The organism is Saccharothrix deserti (genome assembly GCF_009769385.1).
GTDB classification, from domain to species: Bacteria; Actinomycetota; Actinomycetes; order Mycobacteriales; family Pseudonocardiaceae; genus Actinosynnema; species Actinosynnema deserti.
Genome location: NZ_VKAB01000011.1, coordinates 407,050 through 429,605, shown reverse-complemented (window position 1 = coordinate 429,605; position 22,556 = coordinate 407,050). Strand labels below are relative to the sequence as shown.

Here is a 22,556-nt window from a genome sequence, read left to right as displayed (position 1 = left end):
GGGGCGGGACCTATCAAGATCGTGTAGTGGCCGCCTGCGCCATCGTAGATCCCGTTGAGGTGGATCCCGTGGGCTGCATGACGACTACCGGCTGGCCGGGGAAGCGGTCGAAGAACGCGGCGACCTGCTCGGGCTTGGTCGCCTTCTCCAGCGACAGCATCGGCCGCGAGTGCCGGACCGGCGCGTGCAGCACCCCCGGCGCGCCCACCTGCTCCAGGGGATTCGGGTCGGGCGCCAACTCCGGGTTGGCCTCGACCAGCCCTTGCAACTCGTCCTCGATGGCGTCGTACTCGGCGTCCGCCACCAGCGGCGAGCCCCGGTAGTACGCGTCACGCAGCACCACGACCTGGTCCGCGAGTTCCCGGATCCGTTCCCGAACGTTCACGGCGCACGACGCTTCCTAGCCGGGGTAGCCGGTCACCACTTCGTCGCCGTACCGGACGAGGGCGAGAAAGCCCGGCGCCGGGAGCACGTCGACCTGGTAGTAGTCGGCCGACTGGTCCCAAAGCGGCGGCCACCCGGTCAGCGGCAACCGGTCCGCGGTCGCGGCGCCCCACTCCTGCCACATCAGCTCCGCGCCCGTCATGGTCGTGCAGATCCACACGAGCGTGGTCTTCGTGGTGGCCGCGGGCAACCGTCCCCCGCACGGCACGTCAACCACCGGGTGCACCAGGCCGTCCTCCGGGTCGACGCCGACCAACCTCCACCGGTCCTCTGCCGTCTCCTCCCACGACAGCGCGATCGGACCCGCGTCGGACGGGGTGAACAAGCGCGAGGACTCCGACACCGGCTTGCCGTCCCGAGTGCGCAGCACGGCGGTGCGGTGGCCCAGTTCCGGCCGGAGCTCCACCGCTTCCTCTTCGGCGACGAGTCGCAACACCACGAGCCGTGGCCCGCCGCCGGCACTCCCCGGAGACGCGATGACCAGCAGGTCTTCGGGCAACACCGCCCGCAGCGCCTGTGCGATCGCGGACACCCCGGGCATGTCCGAGGCGGAATCGACCGGGAGCACCAACGAACTGCCACGTCCGACCTGCCGTCGAATGTCCTCCGGCGTGAGCCCACCCCACGGCGAAACGTCCACGAACGCGAGCGTAGGCGATCTTGCACCGTCCGCCGGCTCGGTGGAGTCGGCGGGCCGGAAGATCGTCACCGTTCGGCTGATTAAGATCGCCCATCGTGTTCGATGAGCGGTGGGCGGTGGTCCCGGCTCGACCGGTTGCCACAAGTTGGGCCACCCGTCGGGCCGAAAAGCTCGTGCTCGCCGTCGTGCACAACGTCACCTCGGCGACGCGCCTGTTCGACGTCCTGCCGCTCGTCGCCACCGACCCCCGGATCCAGGTGCTGTTCACGTGCACCGGGTCGTCGGCGTTCACGCCCGGCACCGTCGAGCACCTGGCGGACCTCGGCGTGATGTCGATCGACTGGGCACAGGCCGAGCGGACGTCGTTCGACCTGGCCATCGCGTCCAGCTACGGCGGGCCGCTGGAGCGGTTGCGCGCTCCGCTCGCCGTATTGCCACACGGAATGGGATACAATAAATATTTGGAAACCGGAAACCGGAAACCGGAAACCGGAAACCGGAAACCGGAAACCGGAAACCGGAAACCGGTATTCGGGCTTTCGGCTGAGTGGTTGACCCGCGACGGCCGGTTGATCCCGTCGAGCGTGGTCCTCTCGCACACCGAGCAGTTGGACCGGCTGCGGCTGAGCTGCCCGGAGGCGGTTCCGGCGGCGGTGGTGGCCGGTGATCCGTGTTTCGACCGGATGCTGGCCAGCGGCCCGTTGCGCGCCACGTACCGCGAGGCCCTGGGCGTCGGGCGCGGTCAACGGTTGGTGGTCGTGTCCTCGACGTGGGGTCCCGGCAGTCTGTACGACAAGGCGGCGGACGTGGTGCGCCGACTGCGCGCGGAACTGCCGTTGGACGAGTACCGGATCGCGTTGGCGCTGCACCCGAACACCTGGTTCGGCCACTCACCGTGGCAGGTGCGGATGTGGCTCGCGGAGTGCGAACGCGCCGGTGTGGTGGTTCTGCCGCCGGAAGAAGGCTGGCGTGCCGCACTGGTCGCGGCCGACGTGGTGATCGGTGACCACGGATCGGTGACGTTCTACGCAGCCGCACTCGGCAGACCGGTGTTGCTGGCCGCCGCCGGGCAGGACGCCGTGGACCCCGCGTCAGCCGTGGGTCGCTTCATCGACAGAGCGGACCGGCTCGTCCCCGGCCGTCCGCTGCGCGAGCAGGTGGACACCGCCGAGTTGAGCGACGAGGTCGCGGCGATCGCCGCGCTGGTCAGCTCGGTGCCGGGACAGGCCGCGACGTTGTTGCGCGCCGAGTTCTACCGCCGACTGCGGCTGACGGAACCGCCGGACGATCCGGAGGTCCGCACGGTGCCCGTCGCGCGGGTGCCGATGCCACCGGTGGTGCACCAATGGGTCCGGGTCGAGTTCGAGTTCGACACGCCCGACCGGGCAACGGTGATCCGCTTTCCCGTCGACCTGCGCCGCGCCTCACCGCCGGACAGTCACCTGGTGGTCGGCGTGGACACGCCGAACGCCACGCTGCTGGAGAGTGCGGAGATCGTCGTCCAGGACGACGCCGGTGACGCCGAACGGTGGATCGCCGCGATGTTCGACGCGTTGCCCGGTCTCGGGTTGGCGTCCATGCCCGACCACTCCGGACGGTGGCTGGTCGGAACACGCGACGGCACGCTGCTGGCGTTCACCGGCCCGGCACAGCCAGGACGGGTGTGGGCGTCCGTCGTGCACGCCTGGGAACTCCTCGCCCTCCCGTTTCCCGCGCAGGTCACGGTGGTGCTGGGCGAGGACGGGTTCACCTCCGAGGTGCGTCAGCTCAGGGCGGCCAGCCGCTGAGCGGTGCGGGTCATGGCGTTGACGAACCCGTGTTCGGTGTAGAGCGCGATCGCCTGCTCGTAGAACTCCTTCGCGGCGTCACCGGTCTCCAGGTCACCGAACGCGTCGAGGACCTGGGCGTGGTCGAACGGCCAGTTCTGCTCTCCCGTGATCGCCCTGGCCTGCTCCAGGCGTTCGCGGGCCTGCGCGGTCAATCCGGACTCCCCGAGCTTGCGCCCCTGCCAGGTCATGATCTTGGCGAAGTTGCGCGGCTCCGGCGCCGCGAGCCCGCGGAACCCGGCCAACGCCCGGTCGAGCAGGACGACGGCCTCCTCCGGGGGTTCGGCCTTGGCCAGGTGGAAGCGGGCCAACGCGATCCGGCGCGGGTCACCGACCGACTCGGCCAGTTCCAGGTTCCGCCGCAGCACGCCACGCGCCTCGTCCACGTCGTCACGGGCCAACCGCGCCAGTCCGGCGCATTCCAGCGCAGTCGCCTCGGCTTCGACGTCCCCCGCCCGCCGGGCGATCTCGATCGCCGCGACACACCCGGCGACCGCCGCGTCGGCGTCGCCGAGGTGGAGGTGGGCGAAGCCCATCTGCGTCATCAACACCGCTCGCACGACGTCGGCTCCTAAGTGCTCCGCCGCGCGGACACCGAGCTCGTTCGTGGCCAGCAGGTCGTCGTAGTACTTGCCCGGCTCGTACAACGCCCACAACACCAGGCACAGCACGACGACCGCTTCGAGCGCACCATCCTCATAGGACGCGGTGACCACGGCACGCAGATTGGCCCGCTCGCGCTCCAACCAGCCGCGCGGATCGGCCTCCGCCGTGTGTCCGGACCGCGGTCGGACGTCGGGGAACAGCCTGCGCCGCCACACCCGTTGCCCCATGACCGCGGCCTCGGCGGTGACCGCACCCCTCACGTACCAGTCGATCAACCGCACCCGGACGGCGTTCCGCTCGGCCCGGTCGACCACGTCACCGACCCGTGCCGCGTGTCCGCGCACGAGGTTGTGCACGACCAGCCGACCGGCGACGGGGTCCTCGACCACCCTCATCGACACCAACTCACGCACCGCGCCGCGGATCTTCGCCTCACCGACGCCCATACCCGCGGCCAAAGCGGCGACCGACACGTCAGCGTTACCCGGGTGCGCGCCCAACGCCCGGTACACGGCCTGCGCCTGCGGGCTCAGGCGGGCGTAGGTGGCGTCGAACAGCGAACCCAACGTGGGTTCGTCACCGACCGCCACGGACGTGATCCCGGCCTCCGGATCGGCCAACTCCTCCAGCAACTCGGCCACCGACAGCGTCGGCTGCTCCGCGAGCATGCCTCCCACCAGGCACAAGGCGACGGGCAGTCCCGCGCACAGCTCCAGGACCGCCTGCAACGCGTCTTCGTCGCCACGAACCCGGTCACCGACGAACTGGCGCAACAACTCGACCGCCATGTCCGGTTCCAGCGGATCGATGTCGATCAACGTCGCCCGCTGCCGCGCCAACACGCCGAACGCGCCGTGACCGGTGACGACCACGACCGAACCACCCGGCCCCGGCAGCAGCGACCGGACCTGCGCGGGCGAGACCACGTCGTCGAGGAACACGGCCACCGACAGACCGTGCGTGACCGACCGGAACATCGACGCCCGCGACTCCACGTCCGCGGGCAGGCTCCCGCGCTCCACGCCGAGCGACACCAGGAACTCGCCCAACACCTCGCGCGGCGCGGCCTGCTGATCGCTCCACGCGCCGAGCGTCGCGTACAGCTGTCCGTCGGGGAACCTCTCGTGGACGCCGTGCAGCCAGGACGTCGCGACGGTCGACTTCCCACTCCCCCTCGGTCCGAGCACGACCTTGATGATCGGGTCGTCCATCGGCGGCCGGTCCGCGACGCCTTTCTCCAACTCGGCCAGCACGCGAACCTGGTTCAGCAGTTCGATGCGCGGCGGGAGCTGGCGGGGCACCCTCGTCGCGGGCCAGCGGTGGAAGTGCACGCCGCCGTGGACCTCACCGGCCTGCACCACGGCGTGCGCCGAACCGTCGAACTCGTTGCGCGTCGACAACTCCTCGCCCACCACCCGTGACCTCCGCAACTCTCCTCGAGAGCAAGATCGTCGTGCCAGCCTACCGAGTGCGCCGGCCGGAGGTGGCGAGTTCGCTACACACCGTCAGCACGTGTCGGCCCGAGGATGTGTCGGAAGATGTGGTTTGGGCCGTCCGCCGAACGGTTATCTCCTGCTTGCGCCTTGAGCGGACAGGGTGCTGGAGGAGCGTGCCATGAACATGGTGGAGCTGCCTGATGACGGGCTCGACCTGGAGCTGGGGGGCATCCCTTCGCTGGACGGCATCAGCGTTTGGGTGAGGCAGGTTGCCTACGAAGTGGACGAGCAGCGCGTCGCCGACCTCGTGTTGATCGCCGCCGAACTGGTGGGCAACGCGCGTCGGCACGCCGAGGGGCCGTGGCGGGTGCGGCTGTACCGGGTGGACGACCGGCGGGTCGTGCGGGTCGAGGTCGAGGACCGCAGTCCCAGCCTGCTGCCCGTGCTCGGCAGAGCCGACGACCCGTCGTTGGGCAACGGGTTGTTGCTGGTCAACCGGTTGTCGGTGCGCTGGGGGTTCGACCACCACGTCGACCGCAAGGTCGTGTGGGCGGAGGTTCCGACGAGGTGACGCGGGCCGGTCAGGTCGCGATCACGGCCCGGACCGGCAGGTCACCACCGGCGGACGCGAGGTCGCGTTCGAAACCGCGGGGGTTGCGGATCGTGCGTTGGGGGTCGTAGACGTAGACGAAGAGCGAGCCGACGGCCGGGTGGGCGCGGAAGTAGACGATGTCGTTGGCCAGTTCCTCCCGGACCTTCTTCTCGCTCAGGCTCGGCCGCATGAACTTCGTCTCGATCGCGATCCGCTCCTCCCGGAGCAGGAAGTCGAGCCGGGACGACGCGCCGGCCATCGACGGCGTGGCCTCCTCCGCGCGGACGTCGTCGAAGTGCAGCACGGCGACCGCGTGCAGGATCCGCTGGACGTCGTACTCGTCGTGGATCTCCACCGGCCGCCTGCCGGGGGACGCCAGCACCGTGTAGGCGTGCGGCAGGCGTCGCGCCAGGCGTTCCAGCAGGTCGAGCGCGTCGACCGGCGGCGTGACCTCGGTGTTCGCCCTGGCCCGCGCTTCCAGCAGCAGCTGCTTCTGGGTGTCGATCGGGCCGCGGAAGCGGTCTTTGTAGGGGTGCTGCCAATAGCCCAGGATGCCCTTGTAGGAACTGGGTTTGCCGCCACCGCCGAAAAATCTGGGCCGGGGCCGCAGCGGCTCGTGGAGGAAGTGCTTGATCCGGTACTTGAGGCCGGGCACGTGGCCCTCGTACTCGAAGCGGAACTTCTCCCGCAGGTCCTCCGGCAGCACCGCCAGGCACTCGGCGAACCACGCGTCGTAGGCCTCCACCAGCGCCTTCGCCGCCGCCGCGCCCGCGTCGAGGTCGTCGACCTGGACCCGCCGCGCCAACTCGTCCAGCGACGACACGCCGGAGATCAGCTCATCCAATTTCGCCGAACGGGTCCGCACCGGCGAACTCTACCGCCGCGCACCACCGCTTCGATCACCCCTGTTCCGCGTGGTTCGGCCGGTGGTCGGCGGAAGCGGTGGTGCGGGGTCCGCGGCGCGAGCGGACCCCGCACCACCGGTCAGCGGCCCACCTCCTCCAAGACCCAGGAGGAGACCGCCGAGTAGTAGTCCCGCGCGTTGGGCGCGAGGTTGATCGAGTGACCGTAGCCGGGGAGCGCGTACGTCCGCAGCGGCGCGCGGAAGTACGGCGCCTCGGCCGCCTGGAGCGTCGCGGACGTCGAGCAGTCCGTGGCGAGCGGGCCGCACACCGCCGCGTCCTGGCTGCCCACGGCGGCCATGACCGGCACGTTGATCAGCAGGCTGTACGGCAGCAGCACGGCCACGCCGAGCCCGTCGGCGGCCTCGGTCGGGGAGAAGACGTCCTTTGTGGACTCCTCGAGCTCCAGCACGTCCGGTGCCGACGGGCCGGGCGCGTGGAAGCTGTCGTACCGGGTGCCGGGCGCGGTGGTCAGGTAGCCCAGCGGGTAGAGCGGGCCGAACTTGCGGTCGAGGTTGGCCGGGCGGAAGTTCGCGAACGCCGCCGCCACGCCCGACGGGTTGACCCGGTGCGTCATGCCGGTCAGCAGCACGCCGTCGACGTCCTGGTAGGTGCCGGCCTCCACGGCGCTGATCGCCGCGCCGAGCGAGTGGCCGCCGATGACGACCCGGCTGAACCTGGGCCCGTACGCGCCGGACCGCAGGCCCTGCACGACCTGGTGCATGGCGTCGGCCTGGACGAACGCGGTCAGCGTCACGGCCAACGGCCGCGAGCTGCGACCGGTGCCGAGCCGGTCGACGACGAACGTGGCGAACCCGGCCGCGTTCTGCGCGGCGCGGAAGGAGTGCTTCCCGTCGGGGAAGTCCCAGTAGGAGCTGTTGTAGGTGGCGCCCGGGACGAGCACCTGGACAGTGGCGGCGCCGGCGGCCGGCGTGCACAGCGTGCCGTGCACGACTTCGCGGTGACCGAGGACGGTCACCGGCGCGTCGACGTCACGACACGTGGCACCTGCCGAGGCGGACGCGGACGTCAGCGACGACGCCACCACGAGCGCCACCAGGCCGACGGCGAGTGAGTACCGCAAGAAGGACGACCTCCATCATCATCGAGGGGAACGGATCGAACGGATCATCGGAACCGGCCATCGGGCAACCGGTCGTTCAGGGACGCGAGTGGGCGGTCATCGGCAGCCGGTTCGGGTACAGCAGGCCGATCACCTTGGGGCGCACGGGTTTCCCCGGCACGGGCACGAGCCGCCAGCGGGCCGCGAGGGTGGCCGCGACGATCGCGATCTCCATGTGCGCGAACGCGTGGCCGGGGCAGTGGTGCAGGCCGCCCGCGAACGGCACGTAGGCGCCCTTGGGCACGGCGGCGGCACGTTCGGGCAGCCACCGGTCGGGGTCGAAGCGCGCCGGTTCGTCGTGGTAGCGCGGGTCGTGGTGCAGGGCGTGCGGGCTGAAGCCGACCTCGGTGCCCGCGGGCACCCGCACGTCGCCCAGCGCCACGTCGGTGTTGGTGCGCCGGAGCGTGAGCCACAGCGGGTACACCCGCAGCACCTCCGTGATCACGCGCTGGAGGTACGGCAGCCGGCGGACGTCGTCGACCGTCGCGGCACGGCCGGCGAGCACGTCGTCCACCTCGGCGTGCACCTTCCGCTCCACCGCGGGGTTGCGGGCCAGTTCGTGGAACAGCCAGGCCAGGGCGATCCCGGTGGTCTCGGTGCCCGCGGTGAGCAGGGTGACGACCTCGTCGCGGATCTGCCGCCTGCCCATCGGCTCGCCGGTGTCCTCGTCGCGCGCGTTCAGCAGCACGGACAGCAGGTCGTCCCGGTCGCCGCGGGAGGAGTCGACCACGTCGTCCACGACCCGGTGCACGTGCGCGATGGCCTCGTCGAAGCGGCGGTTCGCCGGGATCGGCAGCTTCTCCAGGCCGGGCGGCGACAGCGCGCGCACCACGCCCAGCCGGATCAACGTCGGGGTGTGCGCCCGGATCTCCGCGCTCACCTCGGGCCCGAAATCGGCGGAGAACAGCGTGCGGCCGACCACGGAGATGGCCAGGTCCTGCATCACCCGGTCCAACCGGACGGTTTGTCCATTCCACCAGGAATCCGCCAGGTCGGCGGCCAGTGCGGTCATCGTCTCCGAATACCGGGTGAGCGGGCGGCGGTGGAACGCGGGCTGGATCATCCGACGTTGCCTGCGGTACAAATCGCCATTGGTGCTGACCAGCCCGTTCCCGAACGCGCGCCGCAGTTTGTCGACAAAGATGCCCTTGTCGAACTTCTCGGTCTCACCGGTCAGCACCTGGTGGGCCAATTCGGCCGTGGTGACGAAGTGCAGCGGGAGGCTGCCCAGGAAGACGCGGACGACCGGGCCGTGCAACCGCAGATCGGCGGTGAACCTGAGACGTTGCCGCAGCAAGGCGGCGGTGTGGCCGAGGACGGGTAATCGGCCGGGAACCGTGGGAACCTCATGTCTTCCCGTGTCGCTGGTATTCTGACTGGCGGTCATCGAGTGCCGCTCCTAGGCTCCAGCAGTGCTCGGGCAAGTGGGCAAGTGATTGACGGCGTGCACTCTATGCGCCGTTCGGACCTCTGCGGGATCGCGCATTAGAGTTAAGTTGTTGGATCCGCTGGTGCCGGTGGCACCCGGACTGTTGGATGTCATAGTTCACTCCCCGACCCCGAAGCTCGAAAGCCCACGGAGTACGCCATGAGCGACCTTGACTGGGTACCCGAAGGCATCGACATCACCGTGCCTAGCGTGGCCAGGACCTACGATTACCTGCTCGGCGGTGCGCACAACCTCGCCGTCGACCGGGCGATGGGCGACCAGATGCTCCAGGTCCTGCCCGGTGCGCGGGACCTGGTCCGGTTGAACCGGTCGTTCCTGCGCCGCGCGGTCACCTACCTCGCCGAGCGCGGTGTCCGGCAGTTCCTCGACATCGGGTCGGGCATCCCCACCGTGGGCAACGTGCACGAGATCGCGCAGGAGGTCGCCCCGGGCTGCCGGGTGGTCTACGTCGACAAGGACCCGGTGGCCATCGCGCACAGCCGGCTGATCCTGGCCGACGACGAGAACACCACGGCCGTGCAGGCGGACCTGCGGGAGCCGGAGGACGTGCTGAGCCGGCCCGAGGTGACCGGGCTGCTGGACTTCGACGAGCCGATCGCGCTGCTCCTGCTGCTGGTCGTGCACTTCGTCAGACCGGAGGAGGAGCCGGGCAAGCTGTTGGCCCGCTACGGCGACCGGCTGGCGCCGGGCAGCTTCATGGTGATCTCGCACGCCACGGCGGACGACCGGGCGGAGACCATGCGCCGGGCCGCGGACACCGTCCGGGAGAGCAAGTCGAAGGACAACCTGGTGTACCGCACGCACGCCGAGGTGACGGAGCTGTTCGACGGCTACGAGCTGGTCGAGCCCGGCGTGGTGGGCCACGCGCTGTGGCGGCCGGGCGGCGTCGGCGACATCGCGGACACGGCCGAGGACAACACACAGGTCTGGGCGGGTGTGGGGCGCAAGCCGGTGATCGGAGGCCGCTGAGATGACCGCCCCGCTCCCCCAGGACGCGGACGGGCTGCGCGCCCGCACCAAGCTCGCGAAGAAGTGGGCCTACCTGCTCAGCTCGAAGACGTTCATCCCGATGGCCGGCGCCGAGTTGGAGCGGCAGCTGCTCGGATTCGTGGAACGGCTGTGCGCCGGGGTGGTGTCCGAGGCGCTGGCGCAGCGCGCGGGCCGGGAGGTCGGCGACGCGCTGGTCGCGCTGAACTGCACGTCGGCCGAGAGCCTCCAGGTGTCGGTGGAGATCGTGAGCAAGGGCCTGCTCGGCATGTCCTCGCTCGCGCCGCCGGACAAGCTGCGCGAACGCGTGGTCGACGTGATCGCCTCGCTCGCGGCCGGGTTCGTGGACCGGATCAGGGCGTCCACGCTGGCCCAGCAGGAACAGCTGGGCCGCTCGCTGTACAAGGCGATGCGCCAGGCCCAGGCGGAACTCCAGGCCAGCGAGCTCAGGTTCGAACTGCTGGAGGAGCACCTGTCCACCGGTATCGCGACCGCCGGCCTGGACGGCAGGCTGGTGCGGTCCAACGGCGCGCTGGCCCGGATCGTGGACCGGCAGCCGGCCGAGGTGACCGGGATGTCGCTGTTCGACCTGGTGCACCCGGAGGACCGGACCGCGTTGCGGACCGATTTCGCGCAGCTGACCGAAGGCGGCACGGCGTCGATCACCCAGCCGCGCCGGCTGCTGCGCGCCGACGGCGAGCGGGCCTGGGTGACGCTCACGCTGTCGCCGCTGCGCCGCATCGAGGGCCCGGCGCAGGTGATGGTGCTCGCCGAGGACGCGACGGACGTCAACCTGCTGCAGGGCCAGCTCAACCACCAGGCGCTGCACGACGTGCTGACCAGGCTGCCGAACCGGCAGTACTTCACCAGCAGGCTGGAGCAGGCGCTGCGCACCGCGGACCCGGGCACCGGCGTCAGCGTGTTCCACCTCGACCTGGACGGCTTCTCCCGCTTCACCGGCGGCCTCGGCCGCGCGGTCGGCGACCACGTGCTCAAGATCGTCGCCGGTCGGCTGCAGGCGGTGGTGGCCGAGGAGAACGCGATGGTGGCCCGGTTCGGCCACGACGAGTTCGCGATCCTGGTGGAGAACAAGCAGACCACGCCGGACGTGGTGACGATGATCCGGCGGATCAACGACGTGCTGTCCGCGCCGTTCCACTCCGACGGCAACCGGGTGGCGGTGTCGGCGACGATCGGCGTGGTGCACCGGCCGCCGCGCGATTCGACGCCGGCGGCCCTGCTCGACTCGGCCGACCTGACGTTGCGGCGCGCCAAGGGCAACGGGCGCAGGCAGTGGGAGCTGGCCGACCGGGCGCAGGACGGCCGCGACCGGCGCACGTTCAGCCTGGCCGCGACCATGCCCGGCGCGTGGGAGAACGGCGAGATCCAGGTGCTGTACCGGCCGGTGGTGCGGCTGTCGGACCGGCAGGTCGAGTCGGCCGAGGTGTTGTTGCGGTGGGACCACCCGAAGTTGGGCGCGTTGCCGCACGAGCAGTGCCTGGCGTTGGCCGAGGACACCGGGCTGATCGTGCCGCTGGGCACGTGGGCGCTGCGGGTCGCGTGCGAGCAGGCGCGGGCGTGGCGGCGGGAGCTGCGCCGCGACCTGCCGGTGCGGTGGGCGTTGACACCGAGCCAGGCGGCGGACCCGGACCTGCTCGGCGTGGTGCGCGAGGTGCTGTCCGACACCGGGCTGCCGCCGTCGTCGCTGCGGTTGGGCGCGCCGGCTCAGGCGCTGTTCGGCGATCGCGGTGAGGTGGCCGACAACCTGCAGTACCTGGCCGAGGACGAGGTCGGCGTCGAACTGGAGGAGTTCACCGCCGCGCCCGGCGACCTGGTGCGCCTGCTGGACGGCCTGCCGGTGCGGGCGGTGCGGATGACGCAGTCCGCCGCCGCGGAGCCGGACTCGGCGGTGGCGCGGGCGTTGGCCGGGGTGCTGGAGGTGGTGCGTGACGCCGGCGTCGGCTTGACCGCCGCCGGCGTCACGACACCCGAACAGGCCCGGTGGTGGCGGGAAGTGGGTGCGGACACCGCGTCCGGTCCCCTGTTCGCTCCCGCCGGCCCACCGGACGCGATCACCCGATAGTGCAGGTGAAGACGGACGCGTTCGGGAGGCCGTCGGCCAGGAACCCGAACGTGGTGCTCTCCCCAGGCTTGATCCCCGCGTTCCACGACAGGTTCCTCGCGGTCGCGGTCTTGCCGTCGCTGAAGACGGTCGCGCCCCAGACGTGCCGGATGTGCTGACCGGGGCCCATCGGCCAGAACACCTGCCAGCCGTTGGACGGCGAGTTCTCCTGGTGGCGCACGGTGACCTCGGCGTGGAACCCGCTGCCCCACTGCGCGACGACCCGCATCGTGGCCGTGCAGTCGCCTCGGGTCGTCTTGAAGTCGGGCAGTTCGTCGAGGGTGATCACGTGCGGGTCGTTGTAGACGCGTTGCACGAAGTCGCGCGGGTTGACCACGCCGTCCTGGATGAACGAGCCCGACCAGGTGACGAACCAGCTCCAGCGGGCCTCGTAGGCGCGCACCAGCTCCGGGTCCGGGATGGAGCCGACCTCGCCCAGCGCCACCAGCTTGCGGTCGCCGCCCAGCTCGACCAGCCGCTCGTACGGACCGATCACCGGACCGTGGTCGCCGGTCGGCGGGTAGGAGTCCATGCTGACCACGTCGACGACGTCGTCACCGGGGTACCACTCGGGCGCGACGGAGTTCCACACCCAGATCAAGTTGTGCAGACCGTGGTGGCCGACCAGGCGCTGGTGCATCAGCCGGTACAGCTCCTTGGCCGGGCCGGGTCCCTTGGCGCCCCACCAGAACCAGCCCCCCTCGGCCTCGTGCAGCGGTCGCCACAGCACCGGCACCTTGGCGTCCGCGAGCCGCTTGAGCTGCACCGCGATCGCGTCCACGTCCCGGATCAGCAGCCGGTAGTCCTCGGACGTCGGGTCGGCCAGCGCGGCGGCCACGTCGAACGTGGTCGCGTCGGTGTAGAAGCCGCGCCACCACTCCTTGCCCGGCTGGTCGATCAGACCGCTCGGCGCGTTCCAGTGCCAGGCCAGGGTGACGATGCCGCCGCGCCGGTCGTAGGCGACGGCGTGGTCGACGTCCCGGCCGACGGTGCCGCGCTCGACCCGGCTCGGCGAGTAGTCCATCAGGTCGTAGCCGCCGATCGCGGGCGCCTTGCCGATGTTCTGCTCGACCCAGTCGATGCTCGGCTGGTCCTGCTGGCCGGACAGGGTGTTCTCGCCGTAGTTCGCGGCCAGGTAGCGCATGAGGCCCTTGGCCGCGGAGGTCGCGGCCGGGTCGGTGAGCGCGCCGGTGACCTGGTGCGGCGGTCGGGGCGCGCTGGGCGTCACCTTGATCGCGTCGATCAGGTACCAGCCCCAGTTGTTGGTGATGGTGATGGTGTTGTCGCCCTCGCGCAGCAGCACCTTGCCGGCGGGGATGGACGTGAACGTCGGGTGCTCGGGGAACGAGATGTCGCCGAGTCCGCTGCCGTTGAGCGACAGTGACGCCGTCTTCGCGCCGTACGGGGTGGCGTAGAAGATCGTGAGGTCGTGCAGGCCGCCGGGGCTGTCCGGGATGGTGATGGTGACGTTGTCCGCGGCCTCGTCGAACCCGCTGACGTAACCGGTTCCGGAGAAGCCCTCGACGGTCGTCTCGACCACGACGCCGGACAGCGCGCCGTCCTCGGCCTCGATCCAGTCACCGGGCGCGGCGGCTGCCGCTGGTGGGGCGAGAGTCAGGGCTATCAGCGAGACGAGCAGCAACAACCTCACGTCGTCTTTGTCCCTTCACCGTCGTTGGTAGGGGCGCCGGCCTCGCTCCCAGTACGTTCTGGGAGCGCTCCCAGAGAGCATAGGCCGCACGACACGCACAACAAAGGAGTTGTTCGTCGATGCATCCCCGAGTTCCCCGACTGGCCGCCACGGCGTTGGCGGTCGCCGGATTGGTGGCCGGATTGGCCATGGCCCTCAGCCCGCCCCAGGCCGCCGCGGCGACCACCATCTGCGAGAGGTACGGCACCACGAAGATCCAGGGCGGCCGGCACGTCGTCCAGAACAACGAGTGGGGCGCGAACGACGGTCAGCGCATCAGCGCCTCGGACACCGACTTCACCATCACCGCGGGCAACCACCAAGGCCCGCCGCAGCCGAGTCGTCCACCGCGCCCAGCGGGTTCACGCTGAACGGTGTGGCGTGCGCGTGATGCCGTCCGACGGGATGCTGTCCGACGAGATGCCACACAGGTCGTCGGCGGCGGCCCACAGTTCCTCCTCGCGTCGCTCGTCGTAGGACTCGGGCGATGACGGGATCACCTTGCCCCGGCTGATGTAGGAACCGCCGTCACCGGGACGAGGCCCCGTCATCGCCTCCGCGAGCAGCCGACCGGCCTTGGCCGGACTGGTGGCGAACGGCAGGGCGAGCAGGGCGGAGCCGACGACGCGGAACACGGCCCGGCTGAACCGGTCGGCGTCACGCGCCAGGCCCGTGCCGGGCACGAAACCGGGGTTGTAGGAGTAGACGTCCACGCCTTCGGGCAGGCGGCGCTGGAGGGCGTGGACGAGGTAGACCACGCCGAGCTTGCTGGTGGCGTACGCGCGCCTGCCCGCGACGCCGGTGTCCTCCCCCGGCTCGGCCAGCTTGCGGGGGTCGTCCCACCGCGGCGCCGGGATGAGGCCCATGCTGTTGTGGGAGCTGTCGTGCACGTCGCTGCCGACCACGATGATCCGGGCGGGATTCGTGAAGCGCGGCATGAGCAGGTTCAGCAGCAGGTGGTAGGCCAGCACGTTGACCCCGAAGGTCATCTCCACGCCGTCGGCGGTGACCTTGCGCGTCGACGCCATCTGCAGGCCCGCGTTGCCCAGGAACCCGTCGAGCGGTCCGTCCACTTCGGACACCGCCCGGCGGATGTCGGCGAACGACGCCAGGTCGCACACCACCTCCGAGACGTTGCGGTTGCCCGTCCGGTCGGCCAGTTCGGCCGCCAGTCCCGGCCTGCGGTTGAACACGAGCAGGTGGCGGTCCGGGTGGTGGCGCAGGAGGTGTTCGGCGGCCTCGCGGCCGAGCCCTCGACTCGCGCCGGTCATCAGTGTCGTGCCCATGGTCTCCCCGATTCGAGTGGTACGTCGTACTAACTGGTACTCAGTACCGTACCGGACTTAGTACCGGACGGCTATGCTGAGCCCATGTCGGGACGGATGCCGCTGCGCGAGCGCAAGCAGCAGCGCGCGCGGGAGCAGATCGTGGAGGCGGCGTTCGCGCTGTTCGCCGAACGCGGGTTCGCCGACGTGACGGTCGCCGACATCGCCAAGCGGGCCGAGGTCGGCCGCACCACGTTCTTCCGCTACTTCGGCGACAAGCAGGAGGTCGTCTTCTCCGACGAGCAGCTGCTGCTGGAGGAGCTGGCCGAGCGGCACCAGGCCCAACCGCCGGTCACGGAGCTGGCGGAGGCCGTGGCGCAGATCCGCACGGTGGTGCTGGAGCTGTGCCACGAGTTCACCGCGAACGAGGAGCACTACCGGGCGCACGCGAAGCTGCTGGACGACAACCCGGAGCTGCGCGACCGGGCGGCCCGGAAGTTCGCCCGGCTCGCCGAGGTCTTCCGCACCACGCTGCGCGAACGCGGGGCGCCTCCTGTGGTGGCCGCGCTCGCGCCGCAGATCGCGTTGGCGTGCTTCCACGCGGGGCAGGACATCGCGGGCGGCGACCCGGCCGCGCTGCCCGGCGCGGTGGACGCCGCGTTCGCACAGCTGAGCGAATTGGCCTCGCCCCACATCGCCTGATCGCCGGTCGGGTGTCGGACGGGTGGGTTAGGTTTCACCCTGCCATGCGACTCATCGGACGGGATCATCCAGCCGGGGTGCTGCGCGCCGAGATCGACCGCGCCACCCGGAGCCACGGCGGGCTCGTGCTGGTCGCCGGCGAGGCCGGGATCGGCAAGACCACGTTGGTGACCGGCGCGGCCGAGGACGCGCGTCGGCAGGGCGCGCTGGTGCTCGGCGGGTCGTGCTGGGATTCCGACAGCGCGCCCGGCTACTGGCCGTGGGTGCAGGTGATCCGGGCGTTGCGCCGGGCCGTCACGCCCGAGGAGTGGGCGGAGGTCGACCGGGGGCCGTTGGCGGTGCTGCTCGGCGAGGCGCCGTCGGAGCACACGCCGGAGAGCTTCCCGCTGTACGACGCGGTGACGACGGCGCTGGTCGCCGTGTCGCACGACCGGCCGGTGGTGGTCGTGCTGGAGGACCTGCACTGGGCCGACCCGGCGTCGTTGAAGCTGCTGGAGTTCGCCGCGCAGCACACGTGGTTCGAACGGGTGCTGCTGGTCGGCACCTACCGCGATGCCGAGGACCACCCGCTGCGGCCGTTGATGACTCCGTTGCTCAGCCGGGCTGTCACGGTCGCGTTGACGGGTCTGGCGCCGGCCGAGGTCGGCGAGTTGATGTCACGCACGGCCGGACGCAAGCCGGCGTCGGACCTGGTCGCCGAGGTGCACCTGCGCACCGGCGGCAACCCGTTCTTCGTCGAGCAGACCGCACGGCTGTGGCACGGCGGCGGCCCGGTGACCGCGATCGCCCCCGGCGTGCGCGACGCGTTGCACCGGCGGTTGTCGCTGCTGCCGAGGCCGGTCGGCGACCTGCTGACCACGGCCGCCGTGCTCGGGCGCGAGTTCCAGCGGAAGGTGCTGGCCGCCACGGCGGCGCTGCCGGTACCGGCGGTGGACCGGCTGCTCGACCAGGCCGCGCAGGCCAGGCTGGTGCTGGGCTTGGGCGGTGGCCGGTTCTCCTTCGCGCACGATCTGGTGCGCGAGACGCTGTACGCGTCGCTGTCCGATGTGGACGCACGGCACGCGGCCGTGGTGCGCGCGCTGGACGGCGACCTGGCCGACGAGGTGTTCCCCGCCGACCTGGCCCGGCACGCGCACCTGGCGGGCGACCTCCTGCCCGCCGACCGCGCGGTGGACCTGATCGTGGCGGCGGCACGGGACGCGAGCCGTCGGATGGCGGTCGAGGAGGCCGTCGGGCACTACCGCCGGGCGTTGGAGCGCGCGCAGGGCGACAGGCGGCGGATCGCGGTCGCGTTGGAGCTGGGCCACGAGTTGGTCCACTGCGGCGGGCCCGCCGAGGCGCAGCGGACTTTCGCGGAGGCGGCGGCGCTGGCGCGTGAGCTGGAGGACCCCGGACCGTTCGCCCGGGTCGCCTTGGCGGTCTACCGGTTCGCCGATGTCGAGAGCGCGGCCGCCGACGTGCTGCGCGAGGCGTACGCCCGGCTGATCGGGCCGCCTTCGGACCTGCCGCCGGAAGTGCTCGCGCGGGAGATGAGCCTGCACGCCACCGAGGCGGCGCGGGGTGGTGGCGACGACGACGCGTTGGCTTCGGGCCTGTGGTCGATGCACGACACCGCGGCCGGCATCGGCAACGCCGAGCAGCGGCTGGCGTTGACCGACGAGCTGATCACCGTGTCACGGCGCAGCGGCGACCACACCGCCGAGCACTTCGCCACCTCGTTCCGGTGGGTGGCGTTGGTGGAGCTGGGCGATCCGCGCTACCTCGACCAGCTGCACACGTTCGTGGCGTTGTCCGAGCGGCTGGGCATGAGCAGGTTCAACTTCTCGGCGGCCATCGACCAGGCCATCATCGCCACCATGCAGGGCCGGTACGCGGAGGCCGACGCGTTCCTGGCCGAGGCGACCGAGATGGGCGCGGGCACGCACACCGCGTTCCGGATGATGTACCTGCACCTGCGGTGGGCGCTGATGTTGCCGCAGGGGCTGTTCGACGGGCTGGACCAGTTGGCGACCGAGATCGCCGCGAGCACCCACCCGTGCGCCGGTCTGCCGGCCGGCCTCACCGCGCTCGAACGCGGTGACGTGGCCACCGCGCGGCGTTACCTGGAGCAGCCCGTCCAGGACGACCGGGTCTTGCCGGTGTTCGAGCCGTTGTGGCTGCGGTTCCACGCCCAGTTCGCGCTCGCCGCGGGTGATCGTGAACTGGCCGCACGGGTGCGCGAGCGGTTGGCGCCGCACCGGGGCAAGTGGCTGGTGTCGCTGTACGGCTGCGATATCAGCGGGCCGGTCGACCTGTGGCTCGGCGTGGTCGACCTGGCGTTGGGCCGGTGCGCCGAGGCGGTCGAGGAGTTGACCGCGGCGCAGCGGTCGGCGGAGCTGATGCGGGCCCGGCCGTGGGCCGTGCGGGCGCGCCGTCACCTCGCGGAGGCGTTGCACGCGCAGGGGTCTCCGGCGGCGGACCTGGTGGCGTCCGTCGCGCGGGACGCGGCCACGTCGGGCCTGCGACCGTCGGCCGACGAACGGCCCGCCGACGAGTTCCGCCGCGACGATGACGTGTGGGCGCTGTCGTACCGCGGGGTCACCGTGCGGATGCCGGACTCGAAAGGGCTGCGCGACCTGCACGTGCTGCTGAGCGCTCCGGGCGAGCCGGTCGCCGCGGTGTCGTTGCTCGCGCCGGAGGCGGTGGCGTCCGCGCGGTTGGGCGGCGACCCGGTGCTGGACGACGAGGCCAAGGCCCGGTACCGGCGGCGGCTGGCGCGGCTGGACGAGGAGATCGACCGGGCGTTCGACGACGACCGGGCCGCCGAGCTCGACCGCGAACGGGCGGCGTTGCTGGAGGAACTGCGCGCGGCAGCCGGCCTGGCCGGCCGCACGCGGAGGCTGGGCGACGAAGCCGAACGCGCCCGCAAGGCCGTCACCGCCCGGATCCGCGACACCCTGCGGAAACTGGACGAACGCCACCCCGATCTCGCGGCCCACCTGCGGGAGACCGTGTCGACCGGGGCGACGTGCGTCTACTCAGGACACGAGCGCTTCAGGCTCTAGTTCGTTCCCGGAGCATCACTTCCGGTTGTACAGGCGCATGGTCAGGGCGCCGAACACGGCGGTGAACACCAGGCCGTAGCCGAGCGTCCACAGCATCGCGTTGCCGTCGAAGCCGCCCGCCATCAGCGACCGCACCGCCGCCACCAGCGTGCTGATCGGGTTGACGTTGACGAACGCCTGGAGCCAACCGGGCATGGTGGCCGGGTCGACGTAGACGTTGGACAGGAACGTCAGCGGGAACAGCACCAGCATGCTCACGCCCATCACGGACTTCTCGCTGCGCATCAGCAGGCCGAACATCGTCCAGATCCAGGAGAACGCGAACGAGAACGCCACCAGCACCGCCACGCCGAGCACGACCCCGACGAACCCGCCCTCGGGCCGGAACCCGAGGATCAGGCCGACGATCATGATGGTGAGCGACGCCAGCACGTACCGCAGCAGGTCGCCCAGGATGTACCCGACCATCGGCGCGGGCCGCCAGATCGGCAGCGTGCGGAACCGGTCGAACACGCCCTTCTCGATGTCGGTGTTCACCGCGACACCCGTGTACATGGTGATCATCACGACGCTGGTCACCGTGATGCCGGGCACCAGGTACTGGATGTACTCCCCCGGCGAGCCCGCGAGCGCACCACCGAACAGGTAGGTGAACATCAGGATCATCATGATCGGGAACGCGGTGACGTCGAACAGCTGCTCCGGCACGTGCTTGATCTTGAGCACCGCGCGCCAGCCGAACGTCATCGACGCGGACAACGCGCTCGGGCGGGTCGGCTGCACGGTCTCCAGCAGCACCGCCGCCAAGTCCTCCGCCTTGGGCGCGGGCAGGAGTTCGGGTTCCTTGGTGACGGTCACGCCGCCGCCTCCTTCTTGTCGGACGTGTCGGACTTGCCGGACTTGTCGGTGAGGGCCAGGAAGACCTCGTCCAGGCTGGGCTGGCCGAGGGAGAACGTGTCGACGGTGATGCCCTCGCGGGCGAGTTGGGCCAGCGCCTCGGCGGCCTGCTCGGTGGCCCGGCCGGTCAGCCGCGCGGTCAGCGCGACCGGGTCGGAGTCGAGCAGCACGTCGCACTCCAGCGCGCGGGTCAGCACCTGCTGCGCCCGCGACCGCTGGTCGGCGTCACGCAGCCGCAGGTGCACCGCGCCGACACCGACGGACGCCTTCAGCTCGCCCTTGGTGCCCTCGGCGATGACCTTGCCGTGGTCGATCACCGCGATGCGGGACGCGAGCTGGTCGGCCTCGTCCAGGTACTGCGTGGTCAGCAGCACGGTGGTGCCGTGCGCGACGACCGCGCGGACGATGTCCCACACCTGGTTGCGGCTGCGCGGGTCCAGGCCGGTGGTCGGCTCGTCCAGGAACAGCAGCTTCGGCGTGTTGAGGATGCTGGCCGCGATGTCCAACCGGCGGCGCATACCGCCCGAGTAGTGCTTGACCTGCTTGGCCGCCGCGTCGGTCAGCCCGAACGCCTCCAGCAGCTGCGCGGCCCGGTCGCGGGCGTGTGCGCGGGTGTGGCCGAGGAGCCTGCCCAGCAGGACCAGGTTCTCGGTGCCGGTCAGGTCCTCGTCCACCGAGGCGTACTGGCCGGTCAGGCTGACGAGTCGGCGCACCGCGTTCGGATCGGCGCGCACGTCGTGACCGAACACCCGCGCCTCCCCGTCGTCGGGTCGTAGCAGGGTGGCGAGCATGCGGACCGTCGTGGTCTTGCCCGCGCCGTTCGGGCCGAGCAGGCCGTACACCGTCCCGGCGGGCACGGTCAGGTCGACGCCGTCCACCGCGCGGGTGTCGCCGAAGACCTTGACCAGGCCCGACGTTTCGATGGCGTTCATGGTTTCCCCTCGTGGAATGGATACAGGTCAGGAGACGTAGGGGCGTCGGGTGCGGGCTTCCCTCAGTGCCGACGCCCACCAGGTGAGCTGGTCGAACATCGCCTCCGCGGCGCGCACGCGGTGCTCGGAGTCGAGCGGTTCGTCGGCGAGCAGGTTCACGCCGACACCGGTGCGCATAGTCATGACGTGCAGCTCGGTGAAAACTGTTCGGAGCTGTTCCACCGCGTGGAAGCCCTCGGAGCGGTAGCCGTAGGAGACGAACCCCGCGGGCTTGGCGTGCCACTCGTCGTAGGCGTAGTCGATGGCCTGCTTGAGGGAGGCGGGGAAGCTGCGGTTGTACTCGGGCGTGACGACGACGAACCCGTCCGCGTCCGCCACCTGGCCGGTGAACCGCCTCATCTCCGGCGTCGCACGCTCCGGGTAGCACGGCGGGAAGTCGTAGTCGGCCAGGTCGACCACGACCGGCTCGACGTCGACGCGCTGTGCCGCGACCCCGGTGATCCACCGGCCGATGTCGTCGCCGACGCGTCCCTGGCGGGTGCTGCCGATGATCACGGCGATGTGCAGCGGCTGCATCTGCCACCTCCTCTCACGGAGAAGGCGCGAGATGGCCCGCTAGACCGGATCTAGCGACCCGACAGACGACGGACTCCACGGTCCCGCACGCCGTGACGTGCCGGAACGTGGAGTCCGGGGTGTGCTGCGCCGGATGCGGCGGTCGTTGCTAGATGCGGCAGGTGTCCAGGGAGCTGACCAGGATGGCGCGGGCGCCGACGCGCCACAGCTCGTCCATGATGAACGGGGCGTCGTCGCGCGGCACGAGCGAGCGGACGGCCACCCAGCCTTCGCGGGCCAGCGGCGAGACGGTGGGCGACTCGATGCCCGGCACCAGCTTGAAGGCCTCCTCCTGCGCCTCCACCGGGCAGTCGAAGTCGAGGATCACGTAGCGGCGGGCGATCAGCACGCCCTGGAGCCGGCGGTGCAGGATCTCGACCGCGCGCACCGAGTCGCCGTTGTCGGCCACGGTGTCGCCCTGGATCAGCACGGCCTCGGACTTGAGGATCGGCGAGCCGAACGTCTCCAGGCCCGAGGTCTTCAGCGTGATGCCGGTTTCCACCACGTCGGCGATCGCGTCGGCCACGCCGAGTTCCACGGCGGTCTCCACCGCGCCGTCGAGCCGCACGAGGTGCGCCTTGATGCCGAGGTCGGCCAGGTGGTGCTCGACCAGGTTCGGGTAGCTGGTCGCGATCCGCTTGCCCTCCAGGCCGGGGGCGTCGCTGATGCCGCCGGGCTTCGACGCGAAGTAGAACGACGCCCGGCCGAAGCCGAGGGGCAGGATTTCCTTCGCGGACACGGTGGAATCGAGCAGCAGATCACGACCGGTGATGCCGACGTCCAACGACCCCTCGCCCACGTACACCGCGATGTCGCGGGGCCGCAGGAAAAAGAACTGCACATCATTTGCGGGGTCCGCCACGATCAGCTCACGGCCGGACCTGTTCACCCGGTAACCCGCTTCGGCCAGCATTTGCGCCGCGGGAGCACTCAACGAGCCCTTGTTGGGCAGGGCGAAGCGAAGAGGAGCCATGACGGGCAGTCTCCCACACGCCACGGCCCCTCCCCGTCTCGGGTATGCCCTGGTGTCCCACGGTGTGGAAACCACGCGGTGTCGCCGCTCACATCACCCATCCGGGCTTCCCACTACCTGAACAGGTGACGTCCGACATCGAACGGCACGTCTATTTGTACCGAATTCGAGTGGACATTTAATGCCCTCCAAGAGCGGCCTGCCATTCGTTTCAACCCGACGAGAACGTCGGTCATGCCGACGTCCATCGCCACCGCCCTGCGCCGCCCTCGTCGGCTGCGGCCTCTACGTCGTCGTGGCGGGTCGACAG

The 22,556-nt window shown here is 70.8% G+C and carries 18 protein-coding genes and 1 pseudogene; 7 read left to right on the top strand and 12 right to left on the bottom strand.

Annotated features, from left to right (window positions below; translation table 11 throughout):
- Positions 1-76 precede the first annotated feature (76 nt).
- Both FM051_RS21470 and FM051_RS21465 read right to left on the bottom strand, forming a co-directional pair.
- A pseudogene (locus FM051_RS21470) lies at positions 77-385 on the bottom strand (NAD-dependent DNA ligase LigA); the annotation flags it as partial.
- A gap of 15 nt (positions 386-400) precedes the next feature.
- Positions 401-1,084: a hypothetical protein gene (locus FM051_RS21465; protein ID WP_158846090.1), complete on the bottom strand. Its 684-nt coding sequence runs from the start codon at positions 1,082-1,084 to the stop codon at positions 401-403.
- A 95-nt stretch (positions 1,085-1,179) separates the two neighbouring features.
- On the opposite strand from FM051_RS21465, the gene FM051_RS21460 reads away from it, so the two are divergent.
- Positions 1,180-2,871: a hypothetical protein gene (locus FM051_RS21460; RefSeq protein WP_158846088.1), complete on the top strand. Its 1,692-nt coding sequence runs from the start codon at positions 1,180-1,182 to the stop codon at positions 2,869-2,871.
- Here FM051_RS21460 and FM051_RS21455 read toward each other — a convergent pair.
- Complete coding sequence (locus FM051_RS21455; protein ID WP_158846086.1) at positions 2,847-4,946, bottom strand: NB-ARC domain-containing protein; 2,100 nt, start codon at positions 4,944-4,946, stop codon at positions 2,847-2,849. The genes FM051_RS21460 and FM051_RS21455 overlap by 25 nt on opposite strands.
- A gap of 184 nt (positions 4,947-5,130) precedes the next feature.
- Between FM051_RS21455 and FM051_RS21450 the strand changes: the two genes are divergently transcribed.
- Positions 5,131-5,523: an ATP-binding protein gene (locus tag FM051_RS21450; RefSeq protein ID WP_158846084.1), complete on the top strand. Its 393-nt coding sequence runs from the start codon at positions 5,131-5,133 to the stop codon at positions 5,521-5,523.
- A gap of 10 nt (positions 5,524-5,533) precedes the next feature.
- Here the strand turns inward: FM051_RS21450 and FM051_RS21445 are convergent, their stop codons facing one another.
- From FM051_RS21445 to FM051_RS21435, 3 genes are all read right to left on the bottom strand, one after another.
- The gene (locus FM051_RS21445) at positions 5,534-6,409 is read right to left on the bottom strand and encodes a PD-(D/E)XK nuclease domain-containing protein (protein ID WP_158846082.1); all 876 of its coding nucleotides are present in this window, start codon (positions 6,407-6,409) and stop codon (positions 5,534-5,536) included.
- A 119-nt stretch (positions 6,410-6,528) separates the two neighbouring features.
- Positions 6,529-7,530, bottom strand: coding sequence for an alpha/beta hydrolase (locus tag FM051_RS21440; RefSeq protein WP_158846080.1), 1,002 nt, complete (start codon positions 7,528-7,530; stop codon positions 6,529-6,531).
- Between the two features lie 76 nt (positions 7,531-7,606).
- A complete protein-coding gene (locus FM051_RS21435) occupies positions 7,607-8,956 on the bottom strand; it encodes a cytochrome P450 (protein ID WP_158846078.1) in 1,350 nt (449 codons plus the stop codon).
- Positions 8,957-9,157: 201 nt separating this feature from the next.
- On the opposite strand from FM051_RS21435, the gene FM051_RS21430 reads away from it, so the two are divergent.
- Positions 9,158-9,988, top strand: coding sequence for an SAM-dependent methyltransferase (locus tag FM051_RS21430; protein WP_158846077.1), 831 nt, complete (start codon positions 9,158-9,160; stop codon positions 9,986-9,988).
- A gap of 1 nt (position 9,989) precedes the next feature.
- Positions 9,990-12,089, top strand: coding sequence for a putative bifunctional diguanylate cyclase/phosphodiesterase (locus FM051_RS21425; protein WP_158846075.1), 2,100 nt, complete (start codon positions 9,990-9,992; stop codon positions 12,087-12,089).
- Here FM051_RS21425 and FM051_RS21420 read toward each other — a convergent pair.
- Entirely contained in the window at positions 12,079-13,779 is a 1,701-nt protein-coding gene (locus FM051_RS21420; protein WP_158846074.1) for a glycosyl hydrolase, read from the bottom strand. The two genes, FM051_RS21425 and FM051_RS21420, sit on opposite strands and share 11 nt — an antisense overlap.
- A 119-nt stretch (positions 13,780-13,898) precedes the next feature.
- On the opposite strand from FM051_RS21420, the gene FM051_RS21415 reads away from it, so the two are divergent.
- A complete protein-coding gene (locus FM051_RS21415) occupies positions 13,899-14,189 on the top strand; it encodes a hypothetical protein (protein WP_158846073.1) in 291 nt (96 codons plus the stop codon).
- On the opposite strand, the gene FM051_RS21410 is transcribed toward FM051_RS21415, so the two are convergent.
- On the bottom strand, positions 14,181-15,104 hold the full coding sequence (locus FM051_RS21410) for an SDR family NAD(P)-dependent oxidoreductase (protein WP_158846072.1): 924 nt from the start codon (positions 15,102-15,104) through the stop codon (positions 14,181-14,183). The genes FM051_RS21415 and FM051_RS21410 overlap by 9 nt on opposite strands.
- 84 nt (positions 15,105-15,188) lie before the next feature.
- Between FM051_RS21410 and FM051_RS21405 the strand changes: the two genes are divergently transcribed.
- Both FM051_RS21405 and FM051_RS21400 read left to right on the top strand, forming a co-directional pair.
- On the top strand, positions 15,189-15,785 hold the full coding sequence (locus tag FM051_RS21405; protein WP_158846071.1) for a TetR/AcrR family transcriptional regulator: 597 nt from the start codon (positions 15,189-15,191) through the stop codon (positions 15,783-15,785).
- Positions 15,786-15,829: 44 nt separating this feature from the next.
- Positions 15,830-18,829: an ATP-binding protein gene (locus FM051_RS21400; protein WP_158846070.1), complete on the top strand. Its 3,000-nt coding sequence runs from the start codon at positions 15,830-15,832 to the stop codon at positions 18,827-18,829.
- Positions 18,830-18,844: 15 nt separating this feature from the next.
- Here FM051_RS21400 and FM051_RS21395 read toward each other — a convergent pair whose 3' ends face one another.
- From FM051_RS21395 to hisG, 4 genes are all read right to left on the bottom strand, one after another.
- Positions 18,845-19,687: an ABC transporter permease gene (locus FM051_RS21395; RefSeq protein WP_158846069.1), complete on the bottom strand. Its 843-nt coding sequence runs from the start codon at positions 19,685-19,687 to the stop codon at positions 18,845-18,847.
- Positions 19,684-20,658: an ATP-binding cassette domain-containing protein gene (locus tag FM051_RS21390; protein ID WP_158846068.1), complete on the bottom strand. Its 975-nt coding sequence runs from the start codon at positions 20,656-20,658 to the stop codon at positions 19,684-19,686. The genes FM051_RS21395 and FM051_RS21390 overlap by 4 nt, the downstream gene beginning before the upstream one ends.
- 27 nt (positions 20,659-20,685) lie before the next feature.
- Positions 20,686-21,234, bottom strand: a complete 549-nt coding sequence (locus FM051_RS21385; protein WP_158846067.1) for an NADPH-dependent FMN reductase — start codon at positions 21,232-21,234, stop codon at positions 20,686-20,688.
- A gap of 148 nt (positions 21,235-21,382) precedes the next feature.
- Positions 21,383-22,246, bottom strand: coding sequence for an ATP phosphoribosyltransferase (gene hisG, locus FM051_RS21380; RefSeq protein WP_158846065.1), 864 nt, complete (start codon positions 22,244-22,246; stop codon positions 21,383-21,385).
- Between the last annotated feature and the right edge of the window lie 310 nt (positions 22,247-22,556).